A 24,154-nucleotide genomic window follows, 5' to 3' on the forward strand; every position below is an offset into this window, starting at 1 on the left:
GCGGGTCCTCGGCCCTGATCGTCCGCTTCCCGACATCAACGGAGATACCGATGGAAGACTGGACCCAGACGCTGGGCGCCGGCCCCCTGCTGCTCATCGCAGCGGGAGCGATCGCCCTCATCCTGTTCCTGATCATCGTCTGCAAGGTGCACGCCTTCCTGACCCTGATCATCGTCTCGCTGCTCACCGCGTTCGTCGCGCAGGTGCCCGTCTCGGCGATCGCGAACACCCTCACGAGCGGGTTCGGCGGCACCCTCGCAGGCGTCGCGCTCCTGGTCGCGCTGGGCGCCATGCTGGGCAGGCTCATCGAACACTCGGGCGGCGCGAAGGCGCTCGCCGACAAGTTCGTCGAGGTCTTCGGCGAGAAGCGGGCGCCGTTCGCGCTCGGCATCGCGTCGCTCGTGCTCGGGTTCCCGATGTTCTTCGACGCGGGCCTGATCATGATGCTGCCCATCATCTTCGCCATCGCGCGTCGGGTCTCGCAGGCGAACGTCCTGCTCTTCGGCATCCCAGCAGCGGCGGCGTTCTCGGTCATGCATGTCTTCCTGCCCCCGCACCCCGGCCCCGTGACCGCGACGGAGGCATACGGAGCCAACCTCGGCCTCGTCCTGCTGCTCGGCCTCATCATCGTCTTCCCGGTCTGGTACGTCTCGGGCTACCTGTGGGGCAAGTTCGTCGCCGCTCGCATCCCGCTGCCCGTCCCGGCGCTGTTCGGCGAGAAGGACGACGACCAGCCCGCGAACCCGCCGCGCCCTCGCACGGTGATCATGCTCCTGCTCCTGCCCATGCTCCTGATCTTCATGAACACGGGCCTCACCACGCTCGCGGCGGCCGGCGCCGTCTCGACCGACGACGTGTGGGTGCAGGTGCTCGTGCTGCTCGGCAACTCGTTCGTCGCGCTGCTCATCACCGTCGTGGTGGCGACGTTCGTCCTCGGCACCCGCCGCGGCGAGAACGGCACGGCGCTCGAGAAGGTCGTGGACTCGGCCCTCGGACCGGTGTCGTCCGTCATCCTCATCACCGGAGCCGGCGGCATGTTCGGCGGCGTGCTGCGCGCCTCGGGTATCGGTGACGCTCTCGCCGACACCCTGTCGGATCTCGGCCTCCCGATCATCGTCGCCGCCTACGTCATCGCGGTCATCATCCGCCTCGCGCAGGGATCGGCGACCGTCGCGCTTGTCACGGCGGCCGGCCTCGCGGCACCCGCGGTCGCCGCGGGCGACTTCAACCAGCTGCAGGTGGCGGCTATCGTGCTCGCCACGGCTGCCGGGTCGGTCTTCGCCGGTCACGTCAACGACTCGGGCTTCTGGCTCGTGGGACGCCTCATGGGCATGGACGTCAAGACCACGCTGAAGACCTGGACCGTGCAGCAGACGATCGAGTCGGTCCTCGCGTTCGTGCTCGTGCTCGGCATCTTCGGGCTCGCCTCGCTCATCTGATCACCCGGAGGGCGGCCGGCGCATCGCGGCCGCCCTTCGCCCCTCGACCTCTCGGAGCACTCATGTCCTCTCTTTTCGATGTGACCGGTCGCGTCGCGCTGGTCACCGGTTCCTCGCGCGGGCTCGGCCGATCGCTCGCCCTCGCTCTCGCCCGCGCCGGAGCGCGCGTCGTCGTGCACGGGCGCGACGCGGATGCTGTCGAGCGCACGCGGCTCGAGGCGGCCGCGGCCGGCTCGCCCGACCCGATCTCCGCGGTCTTCGACGTGACGGATGCGGCTGCCGTCGAGGCCGGCGTCGCGCGGCTCGTCGACGAGGCCGGCGTGCCCGACATCCTCGTCAACAACGCGGGCATCCAGCGGCGCGCGCCGTTCACCGAGTTCTCGATCCAGGACTGGGACGACATCGTGTCGGCGAACCTCAACGGGGTGTTCTACGTCGCCCGCTTCGTCGCACCCGGCATGGCGGAGCGCGGCTCGGGCAAGATCGTCAACATCGCGTCGGTGCAGTCCCTCCTCGCGCGGCAGACTATCGCCCCGTACTCGGCGACGAAGGGAGCGGTCGCGCAGCTCACCAAGGGCATGGCGGCCGATCTCGCCCGCCACAACGTGCAGGTCAACGCGTTGTCTCCCGGCTACTTCGCCACCGAGATGAACCGTGCGCTCGTCGACGACGCCGACTTCACCGCGTGGCTCACTCAGCGCACCCCCGCGCAGCGCTGGGGCGACTTCCGCGAGCTCGACGGCGCGCTGCTCTTCCTGTGCTCCGACGCGTCGAGCTTCGTCTCGGGCCAGAACATCTTCGTCGACGGCGGCATGACCGCCGTCGTCTGACCGGAAGGACACGATCATGCGCGCAGCGCACATCCACGGCAAGCAGCACATCGAGATCTCCGATGTCACCGCACCCGAACCGGCGGAGGGGCAGGTGCGCATCCGCGTCGAGTACGTCGGCATCTGCGGTTCCGACCTGCATTACTTCTACGAGGGCGCGAACGGGGCGTTCGTCGTGCGCGAGCCGCTCATCCCCGGTCATGAGCTCAGCGGGCGCATCGATCACGACCCTGCGGGGGAGTGGGCGCCCGGCACGCCCGTGACGTTGCATCCGGCCACGTTCGGAACCCCCCATCCGGCGATCACGGACGAGCCGCATCTTTGGCCGGGAGGCGCCTACCTCGGCAGCGCCTCGACCACGCCGCACACCCAGGGGGCGCTCGCGGAGACCATCGTCGCCGACCGGAACATGGTGCGCGTGCTGCCCGCGAGCCTCCCGGTCCGGCGTGCCGTTCTCGCGGAGCCTCTCGCGGTCGCACTCCACGGTCTGAGCAAGGCGGGCGCGGTGGCCGGCGCACGGGTCCTGGTCACCGGCGCCGGTCCGATCGGCCTGCTCGCCGTCACGGCGGCCGTCGCAGCGGGCGCCGCCGAGGTCCATACGACCGACGTGCTCGCGGGACCGCTCGACCGCGCCCGCGCGCTCGGCGCGGCACGAACGTTCGATGTGACCTCCGAGCAGCCGCCGGCCGACGCCTACGACGTCGTCCTCGAATGCTCCGGGGTGTCGGTCTCGGTGTCCACCGCTCTCCGCGCCGTGCGACCCGCCGGCCGCGTGGTCCAGGTCGGCATGGTGCCGAACGAGCCGCGCCCGGTCAATCTCGCGCCCTTCATCTCGAAGGAGGTCGTGTATGTCGGCACCTTCCGGTTCAAGGACGAGATCGACGCCGCGATCCGCCTGCTCGACGAGCATCCCGAGATCGAGGACGTCATCACGCACGTTCTCCCCGCGGACGACATCGTCGAGGCGTTCGCCACCGCGAAGGACTCGCAGGAGTCCGGCAAGGTCGTGGTCGCGGTCTGGCCCGCCTGACACGCCCCGACGAAGAAGCGCGCCACCTCGACGGGTGGCGCGCTTCTGTTCGTCCGGGCGTCCCCGCCGGCTCAGCCCTTGCGGTAGCCCTGCCGACCCATCGAGAAGAGGGCGAGGGTGACGGAGACGATCGAGCCGAGGGTCATCGCACCGATGACCCAGAGCAGCACGTGCGAGAACCAGCCGTATTCCATTTTTCCTCCGGGGCATAGACGACGTCTCGTCCACCCTACCGAGCGCTGGTAGAGTGGGGTGTACTTCGGCGAGGGATGCCGCGTGACCGCACGGCGGGAACCGGGATCCGTGATCGACGAGGGTGTGTGCAGGACCTCTCCTCTCCACGCGCTCGCGTTCGCGTCGAACCCGCATACCGCTGAGCCGGGCCCCGAGCCCATCAAGGAGAAACGCATGTCCACCGAGACCGACACCCAGGTCGCCGCCGAGACGCGCACCAACTTCGGCAAGGGCTTCGCCCGCCGTCTGCGTGCCGCCGGCAAGATCCCCGCCGTCATCTACGGCCACGGCACCGACCCCGTGCACGTCGCCCTTCCGGGCCACCAGATGCTGCTGCTCGTCCGCCGCGCCAACGCGGTCATCGAGCTCTCCATCGACGGCAAGGACCAGCTGGTCCTCGTCAAGGACGTGCAGCGCGACCCCGTGCGCCAGATCATCGAGCACATCGACCTCCTCGTCGTGAAGAAGGGCGAGAAGGTCCAGGTCGACGTTCCCGTCGTCGTCACCGGCGAGCCCTTCGCCGGCACGATCGCGACGCAGGACGCGTCGTCGGTCACGCTCGAGGTCGAGGCCACGCACATCCCGCAGACCATCGAGGTCGACGTCGAGGGTCTCGAGGACGGCTCGCGCATCACCGCCGCCGACCTCGGCCTGCCGCAGGGTGCCGCCCTGGTGACCGAGCCGGAGACGCTCGTCGTCGCCGTCTCGGTGCCGGCCGCCACCCTCGCCGCCGTCGACGAGATCGAGGCCGCCGACGAGGCGACCGCCGCCGAGCAGTCCGACGAGGCCGAGGCCGAGGGCGACGAGAAGTCCGAGTAAGACTCACCCCCTGCGGAGCCCGTTCTCACCACGGTGGGGGCGGGCTCCGTCGTTCGAAAGGCGCACCATGGCGGACACCTGGCTCATCATCGGTCTCGGTAACCCGGGACCCCGCTACGAGACGACCCGGCACAACATCGGGCAGATGGTGATCGACGAGCTCGCGGCGCGGCGCGGCGAGACGCTCCGCTCGCACAAGGCCAACGCGCTGGCCGCCGAGAGCTGGCTCCGACCGGGTGCGGCGAAGCTCGTGCTCGCCAAGCCCAAGACGTTCATGAACGTCTCGGGCGGTCCCGCCGCCGCGCTGGCGTCGTTCTACGGCATCGCTCCGGAGCACGTCGTCGTCGTGCACGACGAGCTCGACATCCCGTTCGACACCATCAAGCTGAAGACGGGTGGGGGTCACGGGGGCCACAACGGTGTGCGCGACATCGCCAAGGCGCTGGGCACGCCCGATTTCGCGCGGGTGCGTGTCGGCATCGGCCGGCCGCCCGGCAGCCAGGACCCGGCCGACTGGGTGCTCGATCCGTTCTCGGCGACCGAGCGCAAGACGCTCGGGATCCTCGTCGCCGATGCCGCCGACGCCGTCGAGACGGTCGTCGGTGACGGGCTCCTCGCGGCTCAGCAGCGCTTCCACGCACCGCGCTGAGCGCCTGGGGCGCAGCGCGCGGCCATCGTGTCGGCGGCCGGCGGTAGGCTTCTGTGGTGACAGTTCCCGGGATCGTGCGCGCCCTTTCGCAGGCTGACTCCTTCCGGGAGGCGGTGACGACCGGCGCCTCCGGCAGTGTCGACTACTCGCTCGCCGACGGACTCGACGCCCCGCTCCTCGCGGCGCTGCTCGAACGCCGCCGCGCCGACGGCCGTCCCGCCGTGATCCTCGCCGTCGCCCCGACGGGACGCCGTGCCGAGACCCTCGGTGCCGCCCTGCAGTGCCTCGCACCCGAGGCCGAGGTCGTGCACTTCCCGGCGTGGGAGACCCTGCCGCACGAACGTCTGAGCCCGAGCCCCGAGACGGTGGGCCGGCGCCTCGCCGTCCTCCGGCGGGCAGCCGCGCACGACAGTGGGAGCGCCCCACTCGTCATCACCGCGTCGGTTCGGGCGGCCCTCCAGCCGCTGGCCGCGGGGCTGACCGACGCCGAACCGGTCTCCCTGTCGGTCGGAAGCCGCGACCGTGACCTCGAGCAGGTCGTCCGGCGCCTCGTCGAGCTCGCCTACCACCGGGTCGACATGGTGTCGCGCCGGGGCGAGTTCGCGGTGCGCGGCGGCATCCTCGACGTGTTCCCGGCGGCGGCCGATCATCCGCTGCGCGTCGACTTCTTCGGCGACGAGGTCGACCAGATCCGGGCCTTCTCGATCGCCGACCAGCGATCACTGCCGGGCGAGGTGGGTGACGCGCTGCTGCTGCCGGCGCGCGAGCTGTTGCTGACCCCCGAGGTGCGCGACCGGGCTGCCGCCATGGCGCCGACCTTCCCGAGCCTCACCGGCATGCTCGAGAAGATGTCGCAGGGCATCCCCGTCGAGGGTATGGAGTCGCTGCTCCCCGCCCTCACCGACGGTGTCGTGCCGCTCGTCGACTACCTGCCGCGCGGGTCCGCCATCGCCCTCGTCGATCCGGAGCGGTCGCGCACCCGCGCCCGCACCCTCGGTGAGACGAACCGGGAGTTCCTCGAGGCCGCCTGGAGCGCCGCGACGGCGGGCGCCGACAGCCCCGTCGACCTGGGCGCGGGCGACTTCCTGACCCTGCCGGCCCTTCGCGAGGCGACGCGCGAGCGCTCGGGGGCGTGGTGGGCCCTCAGCGCCTTCGACTCCGGGGCGGCCGAGGCAGCCGACGAGGGCCTGACCGACACCGGCGACGACCTGCGCATCGAGGGCAGCGCCGTGCCGTCGTTCCAGGGCAACGTCGACGGAGCCACCACGCACATCGGCGACCTGCTGTCCCGTGGGTGGCGCGTCGTCGTCTGCGCGTCCGGACCGGGACTCGTCGACCGGGCGCGCGACGTGCTCGCCGAACGCGGCATCGCGGCACGCACGGGCGACGGCGTCGCTCAGCTCACCGACGAGGCTGTCGCGGTGTGCGTCGTCGCGTCGCTCGAGCGGGGTTTCGAGTCCGCCGAGGCGAAGCTCGCCGTGCTCACCGAGAGCGAGTTCTACGGTCGGACGATCGGCAACGACGGGCGCGTCGTGAAGAAGCTCGCGACGCGCCGGCGCAATGTCGTCGATCCGCTCCAGCTCAAGCCGGGAGACGTCGTCGTGCACTCGACGCACGGCATCGGGAAGTTCGTCGAGCTCGTGCAGCGGGAGGTGTCGAGCGGCGGCCGGAATGCGGTGAAGACCCAGCGCGAGTACCTCGTGCTCGAGTATGCGCCGGCCAAGCGGGGCTACCCCGGCGACAAGCTCTTCGTCCCCACCGATCAGCTCGACCAGCTCTCCCGTTACGTCGGCGGCGAGGCACCCGTCCTGTCGAAGATGGGCGGCAGCGACTGGGCGGCGGCGAAGGGCAAGGCCCGCAAGGCGGTGCGTGACATCGCGGTCGAGCTCGTCAAGCTCTATTCCGCGCGCATGGCGTCCAAGGGCCACGCTTTCGGCCCCGACACGCCCTGGCAGCGCGAGCTCGAAGAGGCGTTCCCGTTCGCCGAGACGCCCGACCAGCTGCAGACGATCGACGAGATCAAGGCCGACATGGAGAAGCCGATCCCCATGGATCGCCTCCTCTCGGGCGACGTCGGCTTCGGCAAGACCGAGGTCGCCGTGCGCGCGGCGTTCAAGGCGATCCAGGAGGGCAAGCAGGTCGCGATGCTCGTTCCCACGACGCTCCTCGCGAAGCAGCATCTCGAGACGTTCACCGAGCGTTTCGCCGGCTTCCCCGTCAAGGTACGTCCGCTGTCGAGGTTCCAGAGCACGAAGCAGGCGCGCGAGACCGTCGACGGTCTCGCCGACGGCACCGTCGACATGGTCATCGGCACCCACCGCATCCTCACCGAGAGGGTCGCCTTCAAGGACCTCGGCCTGCTCATCATCGACGAGGAGCAGCGGTTCGGCGTCGAGCACAAGGACTCGCTGAAGAAGCTCAAGACCGGCGTCGACATCCTCGCGATGAGCGCCACGCCCATCCCGCGCACGCTCGAGATGGCGGTGACCGGCATCCGCGAGATGTCGACACTCGCGACGCCGCCCGAGGAACGGCATCCGATCCTCACCTTCGTCGGCCCCCGCAGCGACAAGCAGATCGCCGCCGCCATCCGTCGTGAGCTGCTGCGCGAGGGCCAGGTGTTCTTCGTCCACAACCGCGTGCAGTCGATCCAACGCGTCGCGGCGCAGCTCGGCGAGCTCGTGCCCGAGGCGCGCATCGCCGTCGCGCACGGGCAGATGGGTGAGCACCAGCTCGAGCAGGTCGTCGACGACTTCTGGGAGAGGCGCGCCGACGTTCTCGTCTCGACGACGATCGTCGAGACCGGCCTCGACATCTCGAACGCGAACACGATCATCATCGACCGCGCCGACAAGTACGGCCTCAGTCAGCTCCACCAGCTCCGCGGCCGTGTCGGCCGCGGACGCGAGCGCGCGTACGCGTACTTCCTCTACGACGAGAACAAGCCGCTCAGCGAGACCGCCGCAGATCGCCTCGAGACCATCGCGGTCAACAACGACCTGGGGTCGGGTATGCAGGTGGCGCTGAAGGATCTCGAGCTCCGCGGCGCCGGCAACCTGCTGGGCGCCGAGCAGGCCGGTCACATCGCCGGAGTCGGGTTCGACCTGTACCTGCGGATGATCGGCGAGGCGGTCTCGACGTTCCGCGGCGAAGAGGTCGACGGTCCCGCAGAGCTCCGGCTCGAGCTGCCGGTGGCGGCGCGGATCCCGGAGGACTACATCGACAGCGAGCGGCTGCGGCTCGAGGCTTACCAGAAGCTCTCGGCCGCCGCAGCCGTCAGCGCGAAGGACGACGCGATCGCCCTGGTCGTCGACGAGCTCACCGACCGGTACGGCCGCCCGCCCGCCGAGGTCGAGGGGCTGCTGGCGGTCGCCCGTCTTCGTCGTCGTGCCGCGCAGTCGGGTCTGACGGACGTCGTCGCCATGGGGCCGAACCTGCGCGTCGCGCCGGCGCGCCTGCCCGAGTCGATGCGCATCCGTCTGCAGCGCCTCTACCCCAAGGCCAAGCTGCTGGCCGGTGGCGAGGCCCTCGTCGTCCCGCTGCCCACGGCAGGGGGTGCGCCGCTCGGCGATGCCGACCTCATCGCGTGGACCGGCCAGCTGCTCGAACAGCTCTTCCCGGTGGCGGCGCCGGCTGCGTCCCCGGCGACGGTCTGAGCTGACGCTGCGATCCGGTCGTCGAGGCGGAATACCGGTCAGAGGCTGATGCGGCCCGTCGCCAGCAGCACCACGGCGGCGACCGCGCCGATCGCGGCCAGGGCGAAGACGACCCACTCCGCCGGCGCGAAGACCCGCGCACCGGCGCGTCGTCGCGCGGAGGCGAACAGGGCCGTGCCCGGCACGATGATCAGCAGCGAGAGCAGCAGGTACTGCGTGCCCGCGGCGATGAGGAGGAACATCGTGTAAGCCGTGGCGACGACGGCGACGACGAGGTCGCGGCTACGCGCGCGATCGCCGGGCGCGTAGGTCTCGCCCGTGACGGTCAGCTTCAGCGCGTATCCGGCCGACAGCACGAACGGGATGAGCACGAGCGCGCTCGTCAGGTCGAGTGCCACGGAGAACGCGTTCTCGGCGAAGAGCACCACCACGAGGAGGACCTGCACGAGGGTCGTCGAGAGGATGAGCGCCCCGACGGGGGTGTCGTCCGCGTTCGTTCGGGACAGGAACCGGGGAAGGTCGCCCGACCGCGAGGCCTCGAGAAGCACCTCGGCGGCCATCAGCGTCCAGGACAGGTACGCCCCCAGCACCGCGACGATGAGCGAGACGCCGATGAACACGGCGCCCGCCGGACCGACGATCGTCTCGAGCACGCCGCCGAGGGAGGGTTCCGGCAGCGCGGCGATCTGCTCGCGGGGCAGCACCCCGTACGAGACGATCGTGACCGAGGCGAACACCGCCAGCACGCTGAGGAACCCGAGCAGGGTCGCTCGGCCGACGTCGCGACGCGATCGTGCGTGGCGCGAGTTCACGCTCGCGCCCTCGAGGCCGATGAAGACGAACACCGTCACGAGCATCGTCGCGCGGATCTGGTCCCACAGAGGCGCGCCGGACGGACCCGCCCAGTTCTCCGCGAAGACGGTCGGGTCGAAGACGGTCGCGCAGAGGACGATGAACACCACGATCGGCAGCGTCTTGGCGATGCTCACCACGCGATTGACGGCGGCGGCGGCGCGCACGCCCCGACGGATGAGGATGAAGAACAGCCACAGGCCCGCCGAGGACACCGCGACCGCCGCCACCGTGTCGCCCGCGCCGAGCTCGGGGAAGACCGCTCCGAGCGTCGAGGTGATGAACACCCAGTAGAAGACATTGCCCGCGCACGCGCTCGCCCAGTAACCGAACGCCGAGAAGTAGCCGAGGTAGCGCCCGAATCCGGCGCGGGCATAGCTGTAGACCCCGGCATCGAGGTCGGGTCGCCGATTGGCCAGGAGCTGGAAGGCGAAAGCCAGCGTGAGCATGCCGCCGCCGGCGACAGCCCAGGCGATCAGCGTCCCGGCGACACCGGTCTCGGCCGCGAACCCCGCGGGAAGCGAGAAGACGCCCGCGCCGACCATCGAGCCGACGACGAACGTCGACAAGGTGAGCATCGACACCGTCGCCGGGCGGGAACCGGCTCGCGCGTCGACAGGGCCCGTGGGGGAGGAGGCGGGGGAAGACACGGGGAGAAAGCCTAACCCGGGCCGGCGCCGGAACGATGCCGCCTCACCTGCCGCGGATCATCACCCGGTGTTCTGCAGGCCCGCCGCGACGCCGTTGACCGTGAGCAGCAGGAGGCGCTGCCACTCCGGTGGCGTCGGAGCGCCGTGCTCCGTCGAGCGCAGCACACGCAGCGCGCGCAACTGCAGCAGCGACAGCGCGTCGACGTAGGGGCTGCGCATCTTGACGGCGCGCTGCAGGACGGGCTTGTTGGCGAGCAGGCCGTCACCTCCCGCAATCCGCACCACCCAGTCGCGGGTGAGCAGCATCTCGTCGACGACGAGCTGGGCGAGATCGTCACGGTCGGCCAGCGCCAGGTGGCGTTTCGCCATGCGCGGGTCCGCCTTCGCGAGGCTCATCGCCACGTTGTCGATCACGGTGCGCAGCAGCGGCCACTGCTCGTAGGCCTCGCGCAGCAGTGCCTCGTCGCCGACGGCCTCGAGGGCGGTGCCGAGTCCGAACCAGCCGGCGAGATTGATGCGCGCCTGCGTCCATGCGAACACCCAGGGGATGGCGCGCAGGTCTTCGAGCGACTCGACCGACAGGCCGCGACGCGCCGGGCGCGAACCGAGCGCGAGCAGCCCGATCTCCTCCATGGGGGTGACGGCTGCGAACCAGGGCGCGAAGCCGGGCGCCTTCACGAGCGAGAAGAAGCGCTCGCGCGAAGCACGATCCATCGTCGAGGCGACCGCGGAGTACCGCTCGGCGGCACGGCTGTTGCGCTCCTCGATCGACGGTGCGGATGCCAGCAGGACGGCCGCCGCCACCTGGTCGATGTGGCGCAGGGCGATGTCGGGGTCGCCGTAACGGGCGAAGATGACCTCGCCCTGCTCCGTCAGCTTGAAGCGGCCGTCGACCGAGTGCGGCGGCTGCGCCAGGATGGCGGAGTTGGCGGGTCCGCCGCCGCGGCCCAGAGCGCCGCCGCGACCGTGGAACAGCGTGAGTTCGATGTCCTGCTCCTGCGCCCAGGCCGAGATGCGCGCCTGCGCCTCGTAGAGCGCCAGGTTCGCGGCGACGGGACCGACGTCCTTCGACGAGTCGGAGTAGCCGAGCATCACCTCGAGGCGCCGGTCGGTGGCGTCCAGACGTGCGGCGAAGGCGGGATGACCGACGATCTCGGCGAGGATGCCCGGCGCGGCCTGCAGGTCGGCGAACGTCTCGAAGAGCGGGATGACATCCAGCACCGGCGGCGTTCCGTCGGGGCCGACCGCGTGCCGCGCCAGCGCATGGACATTCGCGAGGTCGCCGGCGGATTGGGTGAACGAGACGATGTAGCGACCGGCGGCACGGGGTCCGAAGCGCTTCTGTACCTGCGAGATGGTGCGGAACACCTCGAGCACCTCGGTGGCCAGCTCGCTGAGCTCGCCGCCGGCCTCGCATTCGGCGAGCACCTTCGCGTGCACCGCGGAGTGCTGCCGGACCTCGAGCTCGGCGAGGTGGAACCCGAAGGTCTCGACGGCCCAGATGAGCTGCTGCAGCGCACCGAAGGCCTGGCGTGCCGCACCGGCGTCGGCCAGCGAGGACTGCACGACCCGCAGGTCGGCGAGGAAGTCCTCGGGGTCGCCGTACGCGAGATCGGCGTTGCGCGCTCGGGTCGCGCGGATGCGCCGGGCGAGCAGCATCATGACGCGCTTGTGATGCTCGCCCGGAGCGCGCTTGATCGCGTGTGCCGCGCCCTCGTCGTCCGCGGCCGCGAGACGATCCCAGAGCGACCGCAGCGCGACGCTCGGCGGGGTCGTGTCACCCGACATGGTGAGGCTGCGGCCGACGCGCTCGGTGCTGCGCTCGAGACCGAGCAGTACGTGCTCCGCCGCGATGCCCGCGGCCTTCTTCGTCACCGAAGCCGTCACGAACGGGTTGCCGTCGCGATCGCCGCCGACCCATGTGCCCAGTCGCACGAAGGGGGAGACCACCGGGGGCCTGCTGCCGGCGGCGTCGCCCTGCAGGGCGTCGTCGAGGCGGCGGTAGACGAGCGGGATGGTCGTGTAGAGCGTGTCGTCGAACACCGCCATGACCGCGCGCACCTCGTCGGTCGGCGTCGGCTTCTCGGCGCGCAACGGCGACGTCCGCCACAGCGTGTCGATCTCCTCGAGCATTCGCCGTCGCGCGCGACGGTGTTCGGCCCCGCCGGCGGCGGAGTTCTCGAGGGTCTCGAGCAGCGTCACGAGGCGTCGGATGCTCTCGGAGACCGCGCGACGACGGGCTTCGGTCGGGTGGGCGGTGAACACGGGGTGGAAGCGGAGGTCGCGCAGACGACGGGCGGCCTCGTCCTCGCCGACCTCGGAGGCGAGCTGGGAGTACGCGGCGGGGATGGAGTCGCTCGCGCTGTCCTGGTCGGAGATGCCCGCGCGCTCGCGCAGCAGACGCACCCGCTGGTGCTCCTCGGCGAGGTTCACGAGGTGGAAGTAGACCGTGAAGGCTCGGGCGACCTCGTCGGCGCGCGACACGCTGAACGATTCGGCGATCGCGGCGGCGCGCTCGAACGCCTCGGGCGAGTCATCGGTGTAGGCCTGGATCGTGGCGCCGCGCAGGCGCTCGACATCCTCGAAGAGTCCGGGCGAGCCGCTCTCGCGGAGCACCTGTCCGAGCATCGATCCGAGCATGCGCACGTCGGAGCGCATGGCCTCGGGAATCTCCTGCTCGGCCTCGTATCGGCCGACGAGGTCGATGGCTTCGGTTCGGGTCAGCTCGCGCATGTGTCCAAAATAACGGCACCCGCGGGCCCCGTTTGACACGGCCGTCACACAGCGCCCGTCGGCACCCGGTGCGTTACGGCGGACTAGCCTGAGACCGCCCGTCCGAAGGAGCCCGATGTCCGATCCGCTGCGCGCCGCCGCCGACACGATGCGCACCGTGCGCGACCGCTGCGTGTGGACCGCGCAGATCTCGCATCGCGACCTCGTGCCCTACCTGATCGAGGAGTCGGCCGAGGTCGTCGACGCCGTCGAGAGCGGGACGTCGGAAGACCTCCGCGAGGAACTCGGCGATCTGCTGTGGCAGGTGCTGTTCCACGCCGAGATCGCATCGCGGGCCAGCGTCGACCCGTTCGACATCGACGACGTCGCCCGGGGCCTTACCGAGAAGATGGTGCGCCGGCATCCGCACGTCTTCGCGGGTGAGACGGCCGAGACGCCCGAGCAGGTGCTCGTGCTCTGGAATGCAGCCAAGGCCGCCGAGAAGCACTCCCGCACGAGTGTCCTCGAGGGCGTCTCGCACCACATGCCGACTCTCGCCCTCGCCCAGAAGCTCCTCGCCAAGTCCGCCGCCGTCCCCCGACCCGCGAAACCCCACTCGCGGCCCGAGACCCCGGCGCCAACCCAGCCCGTCGGGGCGCAACTGGGGCCTCGCGGTTCCGAGGGGACGGAGGACGGCGAGGCGGCGCTGGGGGAGGCGCTGCTCGGGCTCGTCGCGCTGGCGCGCGAGAACGGGTGGGACGCCGAGCGGGCGCTGCGCGGGCGGCTGCGTGCGCTCGAGGACGAGATCCGCTCGGCGGAGGCCGGGCGGGACCTCGCGGACCGGGATGCTGCGGAGACGGGCGTCGGCGACCTGGAAGGATAGGACGGTGCCCACCGTGAACCCGCCGCGCGGCATGCGCGACTTCCTCCCCGCCGACAAGGCCCGCCGCGAGCGCGTGCTCGCCGTCGTCCGCGAGCGTTACCGAGCCCACGGCTTCGACGAGATCGAGACCCCGGTGATGGAGGAGTACGGGAGGCTCCACGCCGGCATCGGCGGCGACAACGAGAAGCTCGCCTACAACGTCCTCGCGCGCGGCCTCGATGCCGACGGCATCCGCGCCGCCGCCGACGACCCGGCGGCGCTGACCGACCTCGGGCTCCGCTACGACCTGACGGTGCCGCTCGCCCGCTTCTACGCCTCGCACCGTGCCGAGCTGCCCGCGGTGTTCCGTGCGATCCAGATCGCGCCGGTGTGGCGGGCAGAACGCCCCCAGAAGGGGCGGTACCGGCAGTTCGTGCAGTGCGACATCGACATCATCGGCGACCCGTCGTCTCGAGCGGAGGCCGAGCTCATGGCTGCGAGCCTCGACGCGCTCGACGCACTCGGCCTCGCCGGCGGCTCGGTGCGGGTGAACGACCGTCGGGTACTCGACGCGATGCTCGCGACGTTCGGGTTCGCCGAGGAAGAACGGCCCGGCGTGCTCATCACGATCGACAAGCTCGACAAGCTCGGGACCGACGGTGTCGTCACGGAGCTGCGCGAGCGCGGTGCGACGCCGGCGGCCGCCGACTCGTTCGAGGCGTTCCTGCGTCGCCGACAGCCGGATGCGGTGGGCTTCGACGCCGACGGCATCCGTGCGAGCCTGCCCGACGGTGTGTCCGCCGACGTCATCGCCCACCTCGTCGGCATCGGCGACGCCGTGCGGGCCGCGCGCGGTGGCTCGGCCGAGGTGCCCCTCGTCTTCGATCCTTTCCTCGTGCGCGGCATGGGCTACTACACCGGCACGATCTTCGAACTCGCTCACCCGTCGGTGACGTACTCGCTCGGGGGAGGCGGACGCTACGACGGCATGATCGGCCGGTTCCTTGGCAGCGACGTGCCCGCGGTCGGCTTCTCGCTCGGCTTCGAGCGCCTCGTCGACCTGCTGACCGACACGAGCGGCGACGAGCGGCCCGGTGTCGTCCTCGTGCACGACCGCGACGTGCCTCTGCCCGAACTCCTCGCCGCGAAGGCGCGCCTCGTCGCCAGCGGGTCGCGCGTGCGGATGGAGCAGCGCCCCAAGAACCTCAAGGCGCTGCTCGAGCGGGCGGCGTCCGACGGTTACCGAGCCTTCGTCACCCTGCGTGCGGGCGAGGACGTCACCGCCGTCGAGCCGCGCCCCATCGGCTGACGTCGCCGCGCCGCGCCACGGTACGGCCCGGCCGGGCACGGCACGATCCGGCGCCGCCCGCTGTTCGCCTCCGCGTCGCCGCGTGTTCATCCGCCGATGCTGTGCTGGCGTCATGCAGAGCCCCGTCGCGCGCGCAGCAGCGGCCCTGGGCGGCACGGTCCTGTCGCTCGGCGCGACCGCCCTCACGGCGCGGGTGCTGCTCTCGCATCAGGCCGCGCTCGCGCGGGAGCGCATCGGAAAGCCGCTCGGCGAGCTGGCCGTCGATGCCGACCGCCTGTGGCGGCGGTCGTACGCGGGGGAGCCCGTGCGCCTGATCATGCTCGGCGACTCGCTCGCGGCCGGCCTCGGTGCCGAGCGCCGCAAGGACACGCTCGGCGCCCGCCTCGCCCGCGGGCTCGCGCGGCGCTCCCGGCGCCCGGTGCGGCTGCGCACGGCCGCGGTCGTCGGCGCCGAGTCCGCGACGCTGCTCCACCAGATCGCCGCGCTCGGTGACGACGCGACGGCCGACGTCGCGGTCGTCGTCGTCGGCGGCAATGACGTCACGCACCGCGTCCCGCCGGAGGATGCGGCCCGCAGCCTCTTCGATGCCGTGCAGCGTCTTCGGGAGCACGGGTGCGCCGTCGTGGTCGGCACCTGCCCCGACCTCGGTGCGCTGCGCCCGGTGCCGCAACCGCTGCGCACCTTCGCCTCGCGCGCCTCGCGCTCCCTCGCGGCCGCGCAGGAGGTGGCCGCCCGCGCCGCCGGGGCGCACGTGGTCTCGCTGCGCCGAGCCGTGGGACCGGTGTTCGTCGAGCGACCCGACGAGATGTTCAGCCTCGACCGCTTCCACCCGAGCGCCCTCGGCTACCGGCGCACCGCCGACGCGCTCCTGCCCGCCGTCGTGGCGGCGCTGGCGGACGCGGTCGCGTCGCGGACGCTGGCGCGCGCCGGCCGGGTGCGGTTGGCTGAGGGGATGACCGACCCCACTCCCGACGCCTGGCGGCGCACTGACGCGTACCTGACAGCGACCCTCGTCGAGCCCGACGCCGAGCTGGCGGCGGCGCTGGCCGATCAACGGGCGGCGGGACTCCCCGAGATCGAGGTCTCGCCCCTCAGCGCGAAGCTGCTCCAGCTGCTCATCCGCATCGGGCGCGTTCGTCGTGTCCTCGAGATCGGTACGCTCGGCGGCTACTCGACCATCGCGATGGCGCGCGCTCTGCCGGCCGACGGCCGTGTCCTGTCGATCGAGGCGGAGCCGCGGAACGCCGACGTCGCGCGTCGGAGCATCGCGCGAGCCGGCCTCGACGGTCGGGTCGAGGTGCGTGTCGGTCGAGCCGCCGACGTGCTGCCCGATGTCGACGAGGAGTTCGACCTGGTCTTCATCGACGCCGACAAGGAGTCCAACACGGTCTATCTCGACCATGCCGCCCGGCTGACCCGCCCCGGGGCGATCGTCGTGGTCGACAACGTCGTCCGCGGGGGCCGCGTCAGCGACCCCGCGACCGAGGACGAACAGGTCGCGGGCACCCGGCGCGGCCTCGAGATGCTGGCCCGTGATCCGCGGTTCGACGCGACCGCCCTGCAGACCCTCGACCTCAAGGGCTGGGACGGTCTCGCGCTCGCCGTGCGCGCGGACGCGGGGGCGTAGTCCCGGCGGGCCCGGTGGCGGGCGCCGTCGGCATCACTAGACTCAGAGTGGACCGACGACGCTCCACGACTCACCCTCCACAAGCAAGGAGTACCCCTGTGGCACTGATCGAGGCTGTAGGCGCACGCGAGATTCTGGATTCGCGTGGCAACCCGACCGTCGAAGTGGAGGTGCTCCTCGACGACGGCATCGTCCAGCGCGCGGCCGTCCCCTCCGGCGCATCCACCGGCGCGTTCGAGGCGTACGAGCTCCGCGACGGCGACAAGAGCCGGTACAGCGGCAAGGGCGTGCTGAAGGCCGTCGCCGCTGTCATCGACGAGCTCGGACCGGCCATCGAAGGCGTCGACGCCAGCGAGCAGCGCATCATCGACGAGATCCTCATCGAGACCGACGGCACGGAGAACAAGTCGCGCACCGGCGCGAACGCCATCCTCGGTGTCTCGCTCGCCGTCGCGAAGGCCGCGGCCGACTCGGCCGACCTGCCGCTGTTCCGCTACCTCGGCGGCCCCAACGCGCACGTCCTCCCCGTCCCGCTGTTCAACGTCATCAACGGCGGCGAGCACGCCGACAACGGCATCGACATGCAGGAGTTCTTCCTCGCGCCGATCGGCGCCGAGAGCTTCAGCGAGTCGCTTCGCTGGGGCACCGAGGTCTACCACGTCCTCCGCGGCGAGCTGAAGGCGGCGGGCTACGCCACCGGCCTCGGCGACGAGGGCGGCTTCGCCCCCGACCTGCCGAGCAACCGCGAGGGTCTCGAGTTCCTCGTCAAGGCGATCGAGAAGGCGGGCTTCACGCCCGGTTCCGAGATCGCCCTCGGTCTCGACGTCGCGGCGACCGAGTTCTTCTCCGACGGCGTGTACCGCCTCGACAACAGGGACTGGACCGCCGAGCAGCTGACCGACTACTACGTGCAGCTCGTGAACGACTTCCCGATCGTCACCATCGAGGACGCCCTCGCCGAGGACGACTGGGACAACTGGACCGCCCTCACCGAGAAGCTCGGCGACAAGGTGCAGCTCGTCGGCGACGACCTGTTCGTCACCAACCCCGCGCGTCTCTCCGACGGCATCCGCCGCAAGGCCGCGAACTCGCTGCTCGTGAAGGTCAACCAGATCGGCACGCTGTCCGAGACGCTCGACGCGATCTCGGTCGCGCACCGCGCGGGCTACACCACGATGCTGTCGCACCGCTCGGGCGAGACCGAAGACACCACGATCGCCGACCTGTCGGTGGCGGTCAACGCCGGTCAGATCAAGAGCGGCGCGCCCGCGCGTTCCGAGCGCGTGGCGAAGTACAATCAGCTTCTGCGCATCGAGGAGGAGCTGGGTGACGCCGCGGAGTTCATCGGCCGTGCTGCGTTCCCGCGATTCCAGGGCTGACCTGCGCTGAAACGTACGAGAGGGGGAGCCGTGGTCAAGACGACGGCTCCCTCTCCCCGTTTCCGGCGGCGCGTCGACGTCCGCGAATGGATGGGCGGCATCCGCGTGTCGGGGTTCGCGTTCATCATGCTCGGGCTCGTCGTGCTCGCGGCCTGCGTGCTCGTGCCCTCCGTGGGCACCTACCTCGACCAGCGTGCCCAGATCGCTGCGCTCGAGGAAACCGTCCGCGTCGGACATGACGAGGTCGCGGCCCTCGAGGCCGAGCGCGAGCAGTGGCGCGATCCCGCCTTCATCATGACGCAGGCCCGCGAGCGTCTGTACTACGTCAAGCCCGGCGAGGTCGTGTACCTCATCGACGACGATCTGCCGGAGTCGTCGCTTCCCGGCGATCCCGCGGCCGTTTCGAGCGATGTCGAGCGGACCCGCACCGATTGGATGTCGCAGTTCGTGCGCTCGGTCGTCACGAGCGGCACGTCGCGGACGACCTCCACCGCACCCTGAGGCCGCTCCGGTCGCTCGGGCCGCACGCGACTCAGGTCGACACGATCCGCGGACGGTAGCCTGTGTGGGTGACTGACGCCGCCCTGACGCCCGCGACCGACGCCGACCTCGAGGTCATGCGCGAGCAGCTGGGCCGTCCCATGCGCGGTGTGGTCGGCATCGCCGCCCGGTGCGCGTGCGGCAACCCGACGGTGGTCGCGACCGAGCCCCGGCTGCCCGACGGCACACCGTTCCCCACCTTCTACTATCTGACGCATCCGGGTGCGACCGCCGCCATGTCGGCGCTCGAGGCGACCCACGTCATGCGCGAGCTCGCCGACCTGCTCGCGGACGACGACGAGATCGCGTCCCGCTATCGCGCAGCCCACGAGGCCTATCTGGCAGACCGGTCGGTCTACGGCGACGTCGAGGAGATCGCCGGCATCTCCGCGGGTGGGATGCCGACCCGCGTGAAGTGCCTGCACGCCGTCGCCGCGCACGCACTCGCGGCCGGCCCGGGTGTGAACCCCATCGGCGACCTCGCTCTCGAGCGTTCGAGCTGGTCGCCCGCGCGCTGCACGTGCGCGAACCCGCGGGTGGCCGCGTGACGGGGCGCACCATCCGGTTCGTGCGCGCCGCCGTCGTCGGCGTGATCGTCGTCGTCGCCGCGACCGCGGGCGCCGTCGTGCCGCCGGCCGATCCCGCCCGGCAGGCGGAGTACTGGCTCGACGACTACGGCATCCGCACGGCGTGGGAGACCACCCGCGGTGCCGGCACGACCATCGCCGTCATCGACACCGGCATCGGACGCGGCCCCGCCGAGTTCGAAGGCGCAGTCAGCGCGGGAGCGGACTTCTCCGGCTCGGGCAGCGCCGACGGTCGCACCCCGGTCGGCGGCGACGACCGCGACCACGGCAGCTGGGTCGCCTCCCTCGCGGCGTCCCGCGGCACCGGAGCCGACACGGGCATGATCGGCGTGGCACCGGAGGCGAGGCTGCTGTCGCTGTCGATCGGGTTCGGCGGCAGCTCCGACATCCCGTTCGCGACCCAGGTCGCCGACGCCATGGTCTGGGCGGTCGACCAGGGTGCCGACGTCATCAACCTGTCGTTCACCACCAACCTCCTCGAGTGGGACCCGTCGTGGGACACCGCGTTCCAGTACGCGTACGACCACGACGTCGTCGTCATCGTCGCAGCGGGCAACCGGGGGACCGGCACCGACCGCGTGGGTGCGCCCGCCACGATCCCGGGGGTGCTGACGGTCGGCGGTGTGGACCGCGAGGGCGTCGCGAGCCAAGAGGCCTCGACGCAGGGGATCACGATCGGCATCTCGGCCCCGAGCGAAGGGCTGCTGGGCGTCTCGTCCGACGGGCGCATCGTCGTCTGGGACGGCACCAGCGGCGCGGCACCGATCGTCGCCGGCGTCGCGGCCCTCGTGCGGTCGGCGCACCCCGGTCTCGACGCCAACAACGTCATCAACCGCATCATCCGGACGGCTCGATCGGTGCCGGGGGTCTCGGCCAAGCCCGACCCGCTCTACGGCTACGGTCTCATCGACGCCGCGGCCGCCGTGTCGACCGCGGTGCCCGCGGTGTCGGAGAACCCCATGGGCGACCTCGCCGAGTGGGTGCGCATCTACCGCCGGGCCGAGCAGGCACCCGCGCCCCAGCCGTCGACCACGCCCGTCGCGCTGCCCGAGCTGCCCGCCGCCGACGCGCCGTCCGAGACCGGCTCGCCGCTGCTGCCGAGCATGGAGACCCTCGTGTACGGGACGGTCCCGCTCGTCGGCGCGACCATGGCCGCTATACTGGTGGCGCTCGGCGTCACTGCTGCTGTCCGGCGCATCCGATCGGCCCGCGCGTCGCGCTAGCCGAGCCCCCGATCAAGGAGTTCTTCCGAACGTGTCCACTTCCGTGCCCCAGATTCTCGTCGTCGGCGGAGGCTACGCCGGCTTCTACACCGCGTGGAAGCTCGAGAAGCACCTGCGCAAGGGTGAGGCCGAGGTCACCATCGTCGACCCGCTGCCGTACATGACCTACCAGCCGTTCCTGCCCGAGGTCGCCGCCGGTGAGATCGAGGGCCGCCATGTCGTCGTGGGCCTGCGTCGCCACCTCAAGCGCACCAACGTCGTCAACGCCAAGGTCACCAAGATCGACCACGCGAACAAGGTCGCCACGATCACGCCCGAGCAGGGCGAGCCGTGGGAGCACCGTTACGACCAGATCGTGGTGACCGCCGGTGCCGTCTCGCGCACCTTCCCGATCCCGGGAATCGCCGACAACGCGATCGGCCTGAAGACGGTCGAAGAGGCGATGGCGATCCGCGACCGCATCCTCACGAACTTCGACCGCGCGGCCAACCTGCCCGCCGGTCCCGAGCGCGACCGCCTGCTCACCGTCGTCGTCGTCGGCGGCGGGTTCGCGGGCATCGAGGTCTTCGCCGAGCTGCGCGCCATGGCGTCGTCGCTGCTGAAGAGCTACCCGCAGCTGCGCTTCGAGGACACGCACTTCCACCTCATCGAGGCGATGGGCCGCATCATGCCCGAGGTCTCGCTCGAGACGAGCCAGTGGGTGCTCAAGGACCTCGCGAAGAAGGGTGCCAACGTGCACCTCGACACGCAGGTCCAGGGTGCCGAGGGCGGCAACGTGGCGCTGTCGACCGGTGAGGTCATCCCGACCGACGTCATCATCTGGACCGCCGGCGTGATGGCCAACCCGACCGTCGTGCGCGGCAGCGACCTGCCCGTCGAGGAGCGCGGCCGCATCCGCACGCGCGCCGACCTCCGCGTGGGCACCCCCGAGGAGATCGTCGAGGGCGCCTGGGCGGCCGGCGACATCTCGGCCGTGCCCGACCTGACCGGTGGCGGCGTCGGCGGATACTGCGTGCCGAACGCCCAGCACGCGGTGCGTCAGGCGAAGCTGCTCGCGAAGAACCTCGTGGCGGTGCTCCGCGGTGAGGCTCCCCGCGAGTACGTCCACAAGAACCTCGGTGCGGTCGCCGGTCTCGGCCTCGGCAGCGGCGTGTTCCAGTCGGGCAAGATCGCGATCAAGGGATTCTTCGCCTGGGTCGCGCACCGCGGATACCACGGCCTCGCGATGCCCTCGTGGGAGCGCAAGTGGCGCGTCGTCGGCGACTGGTGGATGAACTTCTGGCTCGGCCGCGACAACGTCGCCCTGCAGGCGTCGCTGACCCCCCGTGCTGCCTTCGAGGAGTTCGCCGCTCGTCCCCGTCCGGCGCAGCCCGCCGCGGAGAACCCGCAGCCGGCGATCGACCCGAAGAGCGTCGCGAAGGAAGAGGGCCCCGCGGCCGTCGCCCCGGCCGAGAAGGACAACAAGGTCTCCGCGAGCTGACGCCCCGGATCCTCACGAAGCCCCCGCACCCCACGGTGTCGGGGGCTTCGTCGTTCGCGCTGTCCGCCCGGCGGGGTGCAGAAGGGCACGACCTGCCAGGTGAACGCGACCCACGCCGGGCACGCGACCATGCCGGTCCGGCGGCGCCGGTAACGTGGGGGCGGGCCCCCGTAGCCCAATGGCAGAGGCAGGCGACTTAAAATCGCTTCAGTCTGGGTTCGAGTCCCAGCGGGGGCACCGGGCGGGGCGGCACGGCCGCCGCGGCGACCGAGGCGATCACGAGCACGAGGCCGGCGGCCTGCAGCGCGGTGACCCGTTCGCCGGCGAGCACGACGCCGACGAGAACCGCCACCACGGGGCTCAGGAGCCCGACGAACGCGGGCACGCGGGTCGGCAGGAGTCGCACCCCGCGGAACCAGAGCACATAGGCGAGCGCCGTGCCGAAGACCGACAGGTACGCGTATGCCGCCATCTGCGGGGGAGTCGGCAGTTCCGTCGGCATCGGTTCGATGACCGCCGTCAGGATGGCGAGCAGGATGCCGCCGGCGATCAGCTGCCACGCCGTGAGGGCCAGCGGCGGCTGGCCGGCGCCCCAGCGCTTGGTGAGCACCGTGCCGACGGCCATCGAGATCGCGCCCCCGAGTGCCGCGGCGACGCCGACGGGGTCGAGCGAGGCGCCGCCGGGCGCGACGACGAGGCCCACCCCGATGGCCCCGGTCAGACCCGCCGCCGCGGTGGCGAGCGTGAACCGCTCCGAGAGGACCGCCCAGGCGAGGCCGGCGACGATGAGCGGCTGGATGCCGCCGACGACCGCCGCGACGCCACCGGGCAGGCGCTGCGCCGCGACGAAGAGACACGCGAAGAAGCCGGTGAAGTTCAGGGCGCCGAGGATCCACACGCGCCACCACCACCGGCCCGAGGGGAGACGGCGCGCCAGCCCGAGCAGGATCACGCCCGCCGGCAGGGCACGGAGCGTCGCGATCAGCAGAGGATGGCCCGCCGGGAGGAAGGCCGTGGTCGTGAAGTACGTCGTGCCCCACAGTGCGGGCGCGATCGCCGTGGTGAGGATGATGACCAACCGCTTGCTAAGCACTTAGTCACTATAGCGAAGCGCTTAGCGAGTAGGGTTGTCTGTATGGATCACGTCGACCGCATCCTGCAGCAGTGGGCGCGCGAGCGGCCTGACCTCGACGTCAGTCCGATGGCCGTCATCGGGCGACTCGGCCGGGCCGCCGCCTCGGTCGATGCGCGTCTGGCCGCAACCTTCGCGCGTCACGGGATCGACGCGGCGACGTTCGACGTGCTGGCGACCCTCGTCCGGCAGGGGAGTCCCCACGAACTCACGCCCGCCGAGCTCGCCGCGGACGCCATGATCACCTCGAGCGCGGTCGCCCAGCGGCTCAACCGGCTCGAGGCGCTCGGCTACGTGACTCGCCATCCCGACCCCGCCGACGGCCGGGGCAAGATCGTGCGGCTCACGACCGAGGGTCGCGGGATCGTCGAGCGCGTCCTCCCCGACCACCTGGCGACCGAGCACGCGGTGCTGGCGACGTTGACCGACCCCGAGCGGGACCAGCTCGCGACGCTGCTCGCGCGTCTCGCGGTGGGTGGGTAAGACCTGCGAGTTCGCGAAGGCGGCCGGATCGGGCCGCGGTGCCCCGGCTAGACTGATCCCGGAGAAGGGGGACATGCAATGGAGTGGCTGATCCCGGTCATCGTCGTCGTGGGCGTGCTCGCCGTCGTCGGCATCTACCTGTGGGCGACCTACAACTCGCTCGTCGCGCTGAACGTGCGCGTCGACGAGGCGTGGAGCGACATCACCGTGCAGCTCAAGCGCCGTGCCGACCTCCTCCCGAATCTCATCGACTCCGTGCGCGGGTACGCCGCGCACGAGAAGGCGGTGTTCGAGAACGTCACGCGCGCCCGCGCGGAGATCCTCTCGGCAGACGGTCCCGCCGAGGCGGGCCTCGCCGAGGGCCACCTGCAGCAGGCGCTGAAGTCGCTCTTCGCGGTGGCCGAGGCCTACCCGCAGCTGCAGGCGAGCCAGAACTTCCTGCAGCTCCAGCAGGCGATCGTCGACACCGAGGACAAGATCCAGGCGTCGCGTCGGTTCTACAACGGCGGCGTCCGCGAGCTGAACACGAAGATCAAGGTGTTCCCCAACAACCTCTTCGCGCGCAGCCTCGGCTTCTCCGAGCGCGAGTTCTTCGAGGTCGAGAACGGCGCGGCGATCGCCGAACCGCCGCGCGTCCAGTTCTGAGCACCTGCCCGGAGAG

At 71.3% G+C, this 24,154-nt stretch carries 20 protein-coding genes, 1 tRNA gene and 1 pseudogene; 18 read left to right on the forward strand and 4 right to left on the reverse strand.

The genetic code is table 11. The features are described from left to right. Positions 1 to 50: 50 nt before the first annotated feature. The 3 genes from BLT21_RS00335 (at position 51) to BLT21_RS00345 (ending at position 3,299) form a co-directional block, all read left to right on the forward strand. Positions 51 to 1,439 (forward strand): GntP family permease, encoded by a 1,389-nt coding sequence (locus tag BLT21_RS00335; protein WP_091497309.1) that lies wholly within the window; start codon positions 51 to 53, stop codon positions 1,437 to 1,439. A gap of 62 nt (positions 1,440 to 1,501) precedes the next feature. Continuing rightward, a complete protein-coding gene (locus BLT21_RS00340) occupies positions 1,502 to 2,269 on the forward strand; it encodes an SDR family oxidoreductase (protein WP_091497314.1) in 768 nt (255 codons plus the stop codon). Positions 2,270 to 2,285: 16 nt separating this feature from the next. Next, entirely contained in the window at positions 2,286 to 3,299 is a 1,014-nt protein-coding gene (locus BLT21_RS00345; RefSeq protein ID WP_091497319.1) for a zinc-binding dehydrogenase, read from the forward strand. Between the two features lie 71 nt (positions 3,300 to 3,370). Here BLT21_RS00345 and BLT21_RS15770 read toward each other — a convergent pair whose 3' ends face one another. Further along, entirely contained in the window at positions 3,371 to 3,493 is a 123-nt protein-coding gene (locus BLT21_RS15770; RefSeq protein ID WP_256335861.1) for a hypothetical protein, read from the reverse strand. Between the two features lie 214 nt (positions 3,494 to 3,707). On the opposite strand from BLT21_RS15770, the gene BLT21_RS00350 reads away from it, so the two are divergent. From BLT21_RS00350 to mfd, 3 genes are all read left to right on the forward strand, one after another. Next, complete coding sequence (locus BLT21_RS00350) at positions 3,708 to 4,352, forward strand: 50S ribosomal protein L25/general stress protein Ctc (RefSeq protein ID WP_091500610.1); 645 nt, start codon at positions 3,708 to 3,710, stop codon at positions 4,350 to 4,352. Positions 4,353 to 4,419: 67 nt separating this feature from the next. After that, the gene (gene pth, locus BLT21_RS00355; protein WP_091497324.1) at positions 4,420 to 5,001 is read left to right on the forward strand and encodes an aminoacyl-tRNA hydrolase; all 582 of its coding nucleotides are present in this window, start codon (positions 4,420 to 4,422) and stop codon (positions 4,999 to 5,001) included. A 56-nt stretch (positions 5,002 to 5,057) separates the two neighbouring features. Continuing rightward, complete coding sequence (gene mfd / locus BLT21_RS00360) at positions 5,058 to 8,657, forward strand: transcription-repair coupling factor (RefSeq protein WP_176786774.1); 3,600 nt, start codon at positions 5,058 to 5,060, stop codon at positions 8,655 to 8,657. Positions 8,658 to 8,695: 38 nt separating this feature from the next. On the opposite strand, the gene BLT21_RS00365 is transcribed toward mfd, so the two are convergent. Continuing rightward, complete coding sequence (locus BLT21_RS00365) at positions 8,696 to 10,087, reverse strand: basic amino acid/polyamine antiporter (protein WP_091500611.1); 1,392 nt, start codon at positions 10,085 to 10,087, stop codon at positions 8,696 to 8,698. Positions 10,088 to 10,219: 132 nt separating this feature from the next. Then, positions 10,220 to 12,892, reverse strand: a complete 2,673-nt coding sequence (locus tag BLT21_RS00370; protein ID WP_091497333.1) for a phosphoenolpyruvate carboxylase — start codon at positions 12,890 to 12,892, stop codon at positions 10,220 to 10,222. Between the two features lie 115 nt (positions 12,893 to 13,007). Between BLT21_RS00370 and BLT21_RS00375 the strand changes: the two genes are divergently transcribed. The 10 genes and pseudogenes from BLT21_RS00375 to BLT21_RS00420 all read left to right on the forward strand — a co-directional run bounded on the left by BLT21_RS00375 (position 13,008) and on the right by BLT21_RS00420 (position 22,115). Next, positions 13,008 to 13,754, forward strand: a complete 747-nt coding sequence (locus BLT21_RS00375) for a nucleoside triphosphate pyrophosphohydrolase (RefSeq protein WP_091497338.1) — start codon at positions 13,008 to 13,010, stop codon at positions 13,752 to 13,754. Between the two features lie 31 nt (positions 13,755 to 13,785). Further along, the gene (gene hisS, locus BLT21_RS00380) at positions 13,786 to 15,042 is read left to right on the forward strand and encodes a histidine--tRNA ligase (RefSeq protein WP_218125732.1); all 1,257 of its coding nucleotides are present in this window, start codon (positions 13,786 to 13,788) and stop codon (positions 15,040 to 15,042) included. A gap of 316 nt (positions 15,043 to 15,358) precedes the next feature. Continuing rightward, positions 15,359 to 15,898: pseudogene (locus BLT21_RS00385) on the forward strand (GDSL-type esterase/lipase family protein); the annotation flags it as partial. Between the two features lie 96 nt (positions 15,899 to 15,994). After that, positions 15,995 to 16,669, forward strand: coding sequence for an O-methyltransferase (locus BLT21_RS00390; protein WP_091500612.1), 675 nt, complete (start codon positions 15,995 to 15,997; stop codon positions 16,667 to 16,669). Positions 16,670 to 16,767: 98 nt separating this feature from the next. Next, complete coding sequence (eno, locus tag BLT21_RS00395; protein WP_091497346.1) at positions 16,768 to 18,048, forward strand: phosphopyruvate hydratase; 1,281 nt, start codon at positions 16,768 to 16,770, stop codon at positions 18,046 to 18,048. A gap of 30 nt (positions 18,049 to 18,078) precedes the next feature. Beyond that, a complete protein-coding gene (locus BLT21_RS00400; protein WP_256335862.1) occupies positions 18,079 to 18,549 on the forward strand; it encodes an FtsB family cell division protein in 471 nt (156 codons plus the stop codon). Between the two features lie 116 nt (positions 18,550 to 18,665). Continuing rightward, complete coding sequence (locus BLT21_RS00405; RefSeq protein WP_091500614.1) at positions 18,666 to 19,136, forward strand: DUF501 domain-containing protein; 471 nt, start codon at positions 18,666 to 18,668, stop codon at positions 19,134 to 19,136. Then, entirely contained in the window at positions 19,133 to 20,398 is a 1,266-nt protein-coding gene (locus BLT21_RS00410; protein ID WP_091500615.1) for a S8 family serine peptidase, read from the forward strand. Before BLT21_RS00405 ends, BLT21_RS00410 begins: the two co-directional genes overlap by 4 nt. 43 nt (positions 20,399 to 20,441) lie before the next feature. After that, entirely contained in the window at positions 20,442 to 21,878 is a 1,437-nt protein-coding gene (locus tag BLT21_RS00415) for an NAD(P)/FAD-dependent oxidoreductase (RefSeq protein WP_091497351.1), read from the forward strand. A gap of 164 nt (positions 21,879 to 22,042) precedes the next feature. Beyond that, positions 22,043 to 22,115, forward strand: a tRNA-Leu gene (locus BLT21_RS00420). Here BLT21_RS00420 and BLT21_RS00425 read toward each other — a convergent pair. Further along, complete coding sequence (locus tag BLT21_RS00425; protein WP_256335957.1) at positions 22,075 to 22,971, reverse strand: EamA family transporter; 897 nt, start codon at positions 22,969 to 22,971, stop codon at positions 22,075 to 22,077. The two genes, BLT21_RS00420 and BLT21_RS00425, sit on opposite strands and share 41 nt — an antisense overlap. 42 nt (positions 22,972 to 23,013) lie before the next feature. Between BLT21_RS00425 and BLT21_RS00430 the strand changes: the two genes are divergently transcribed. Beyond that, complete coding sequence (locus BLT21_RS00430) at positions 23,014 to 23,493, forward strand: MarR family winged helix-turn-helix transcriptional regulator (protein WP_091497354.1); 480 nt, start codon at positions 23,014 to 23,016, stop codon at positions 23,491 to 23,493. Positions 23,494 to 23,571: 78 nt separating this feature from the next. Continuing rightward, positions 23,572 to 24,138: a LemA family protein gene (locus BLT21_RS00435; protein ID WP_091497359.1), complete on the forward strand. Its 567-nt coding sequence runs from the start codon at positions 23,572 to 23,574 to the stop codon at positions 24,136 to 24,138. The last annotated feature ends 16 nt before the right edge of the window (positions 24,139 to 24,154 follow it).

This window comes from Microbacterium sp. cf332 (assembly GCF_900102175.1).
GTDB lineage: Bacteria > Actinomycetota > Actinomycetes > Actinomycetales > Microbacteriaceae > Microbacterium.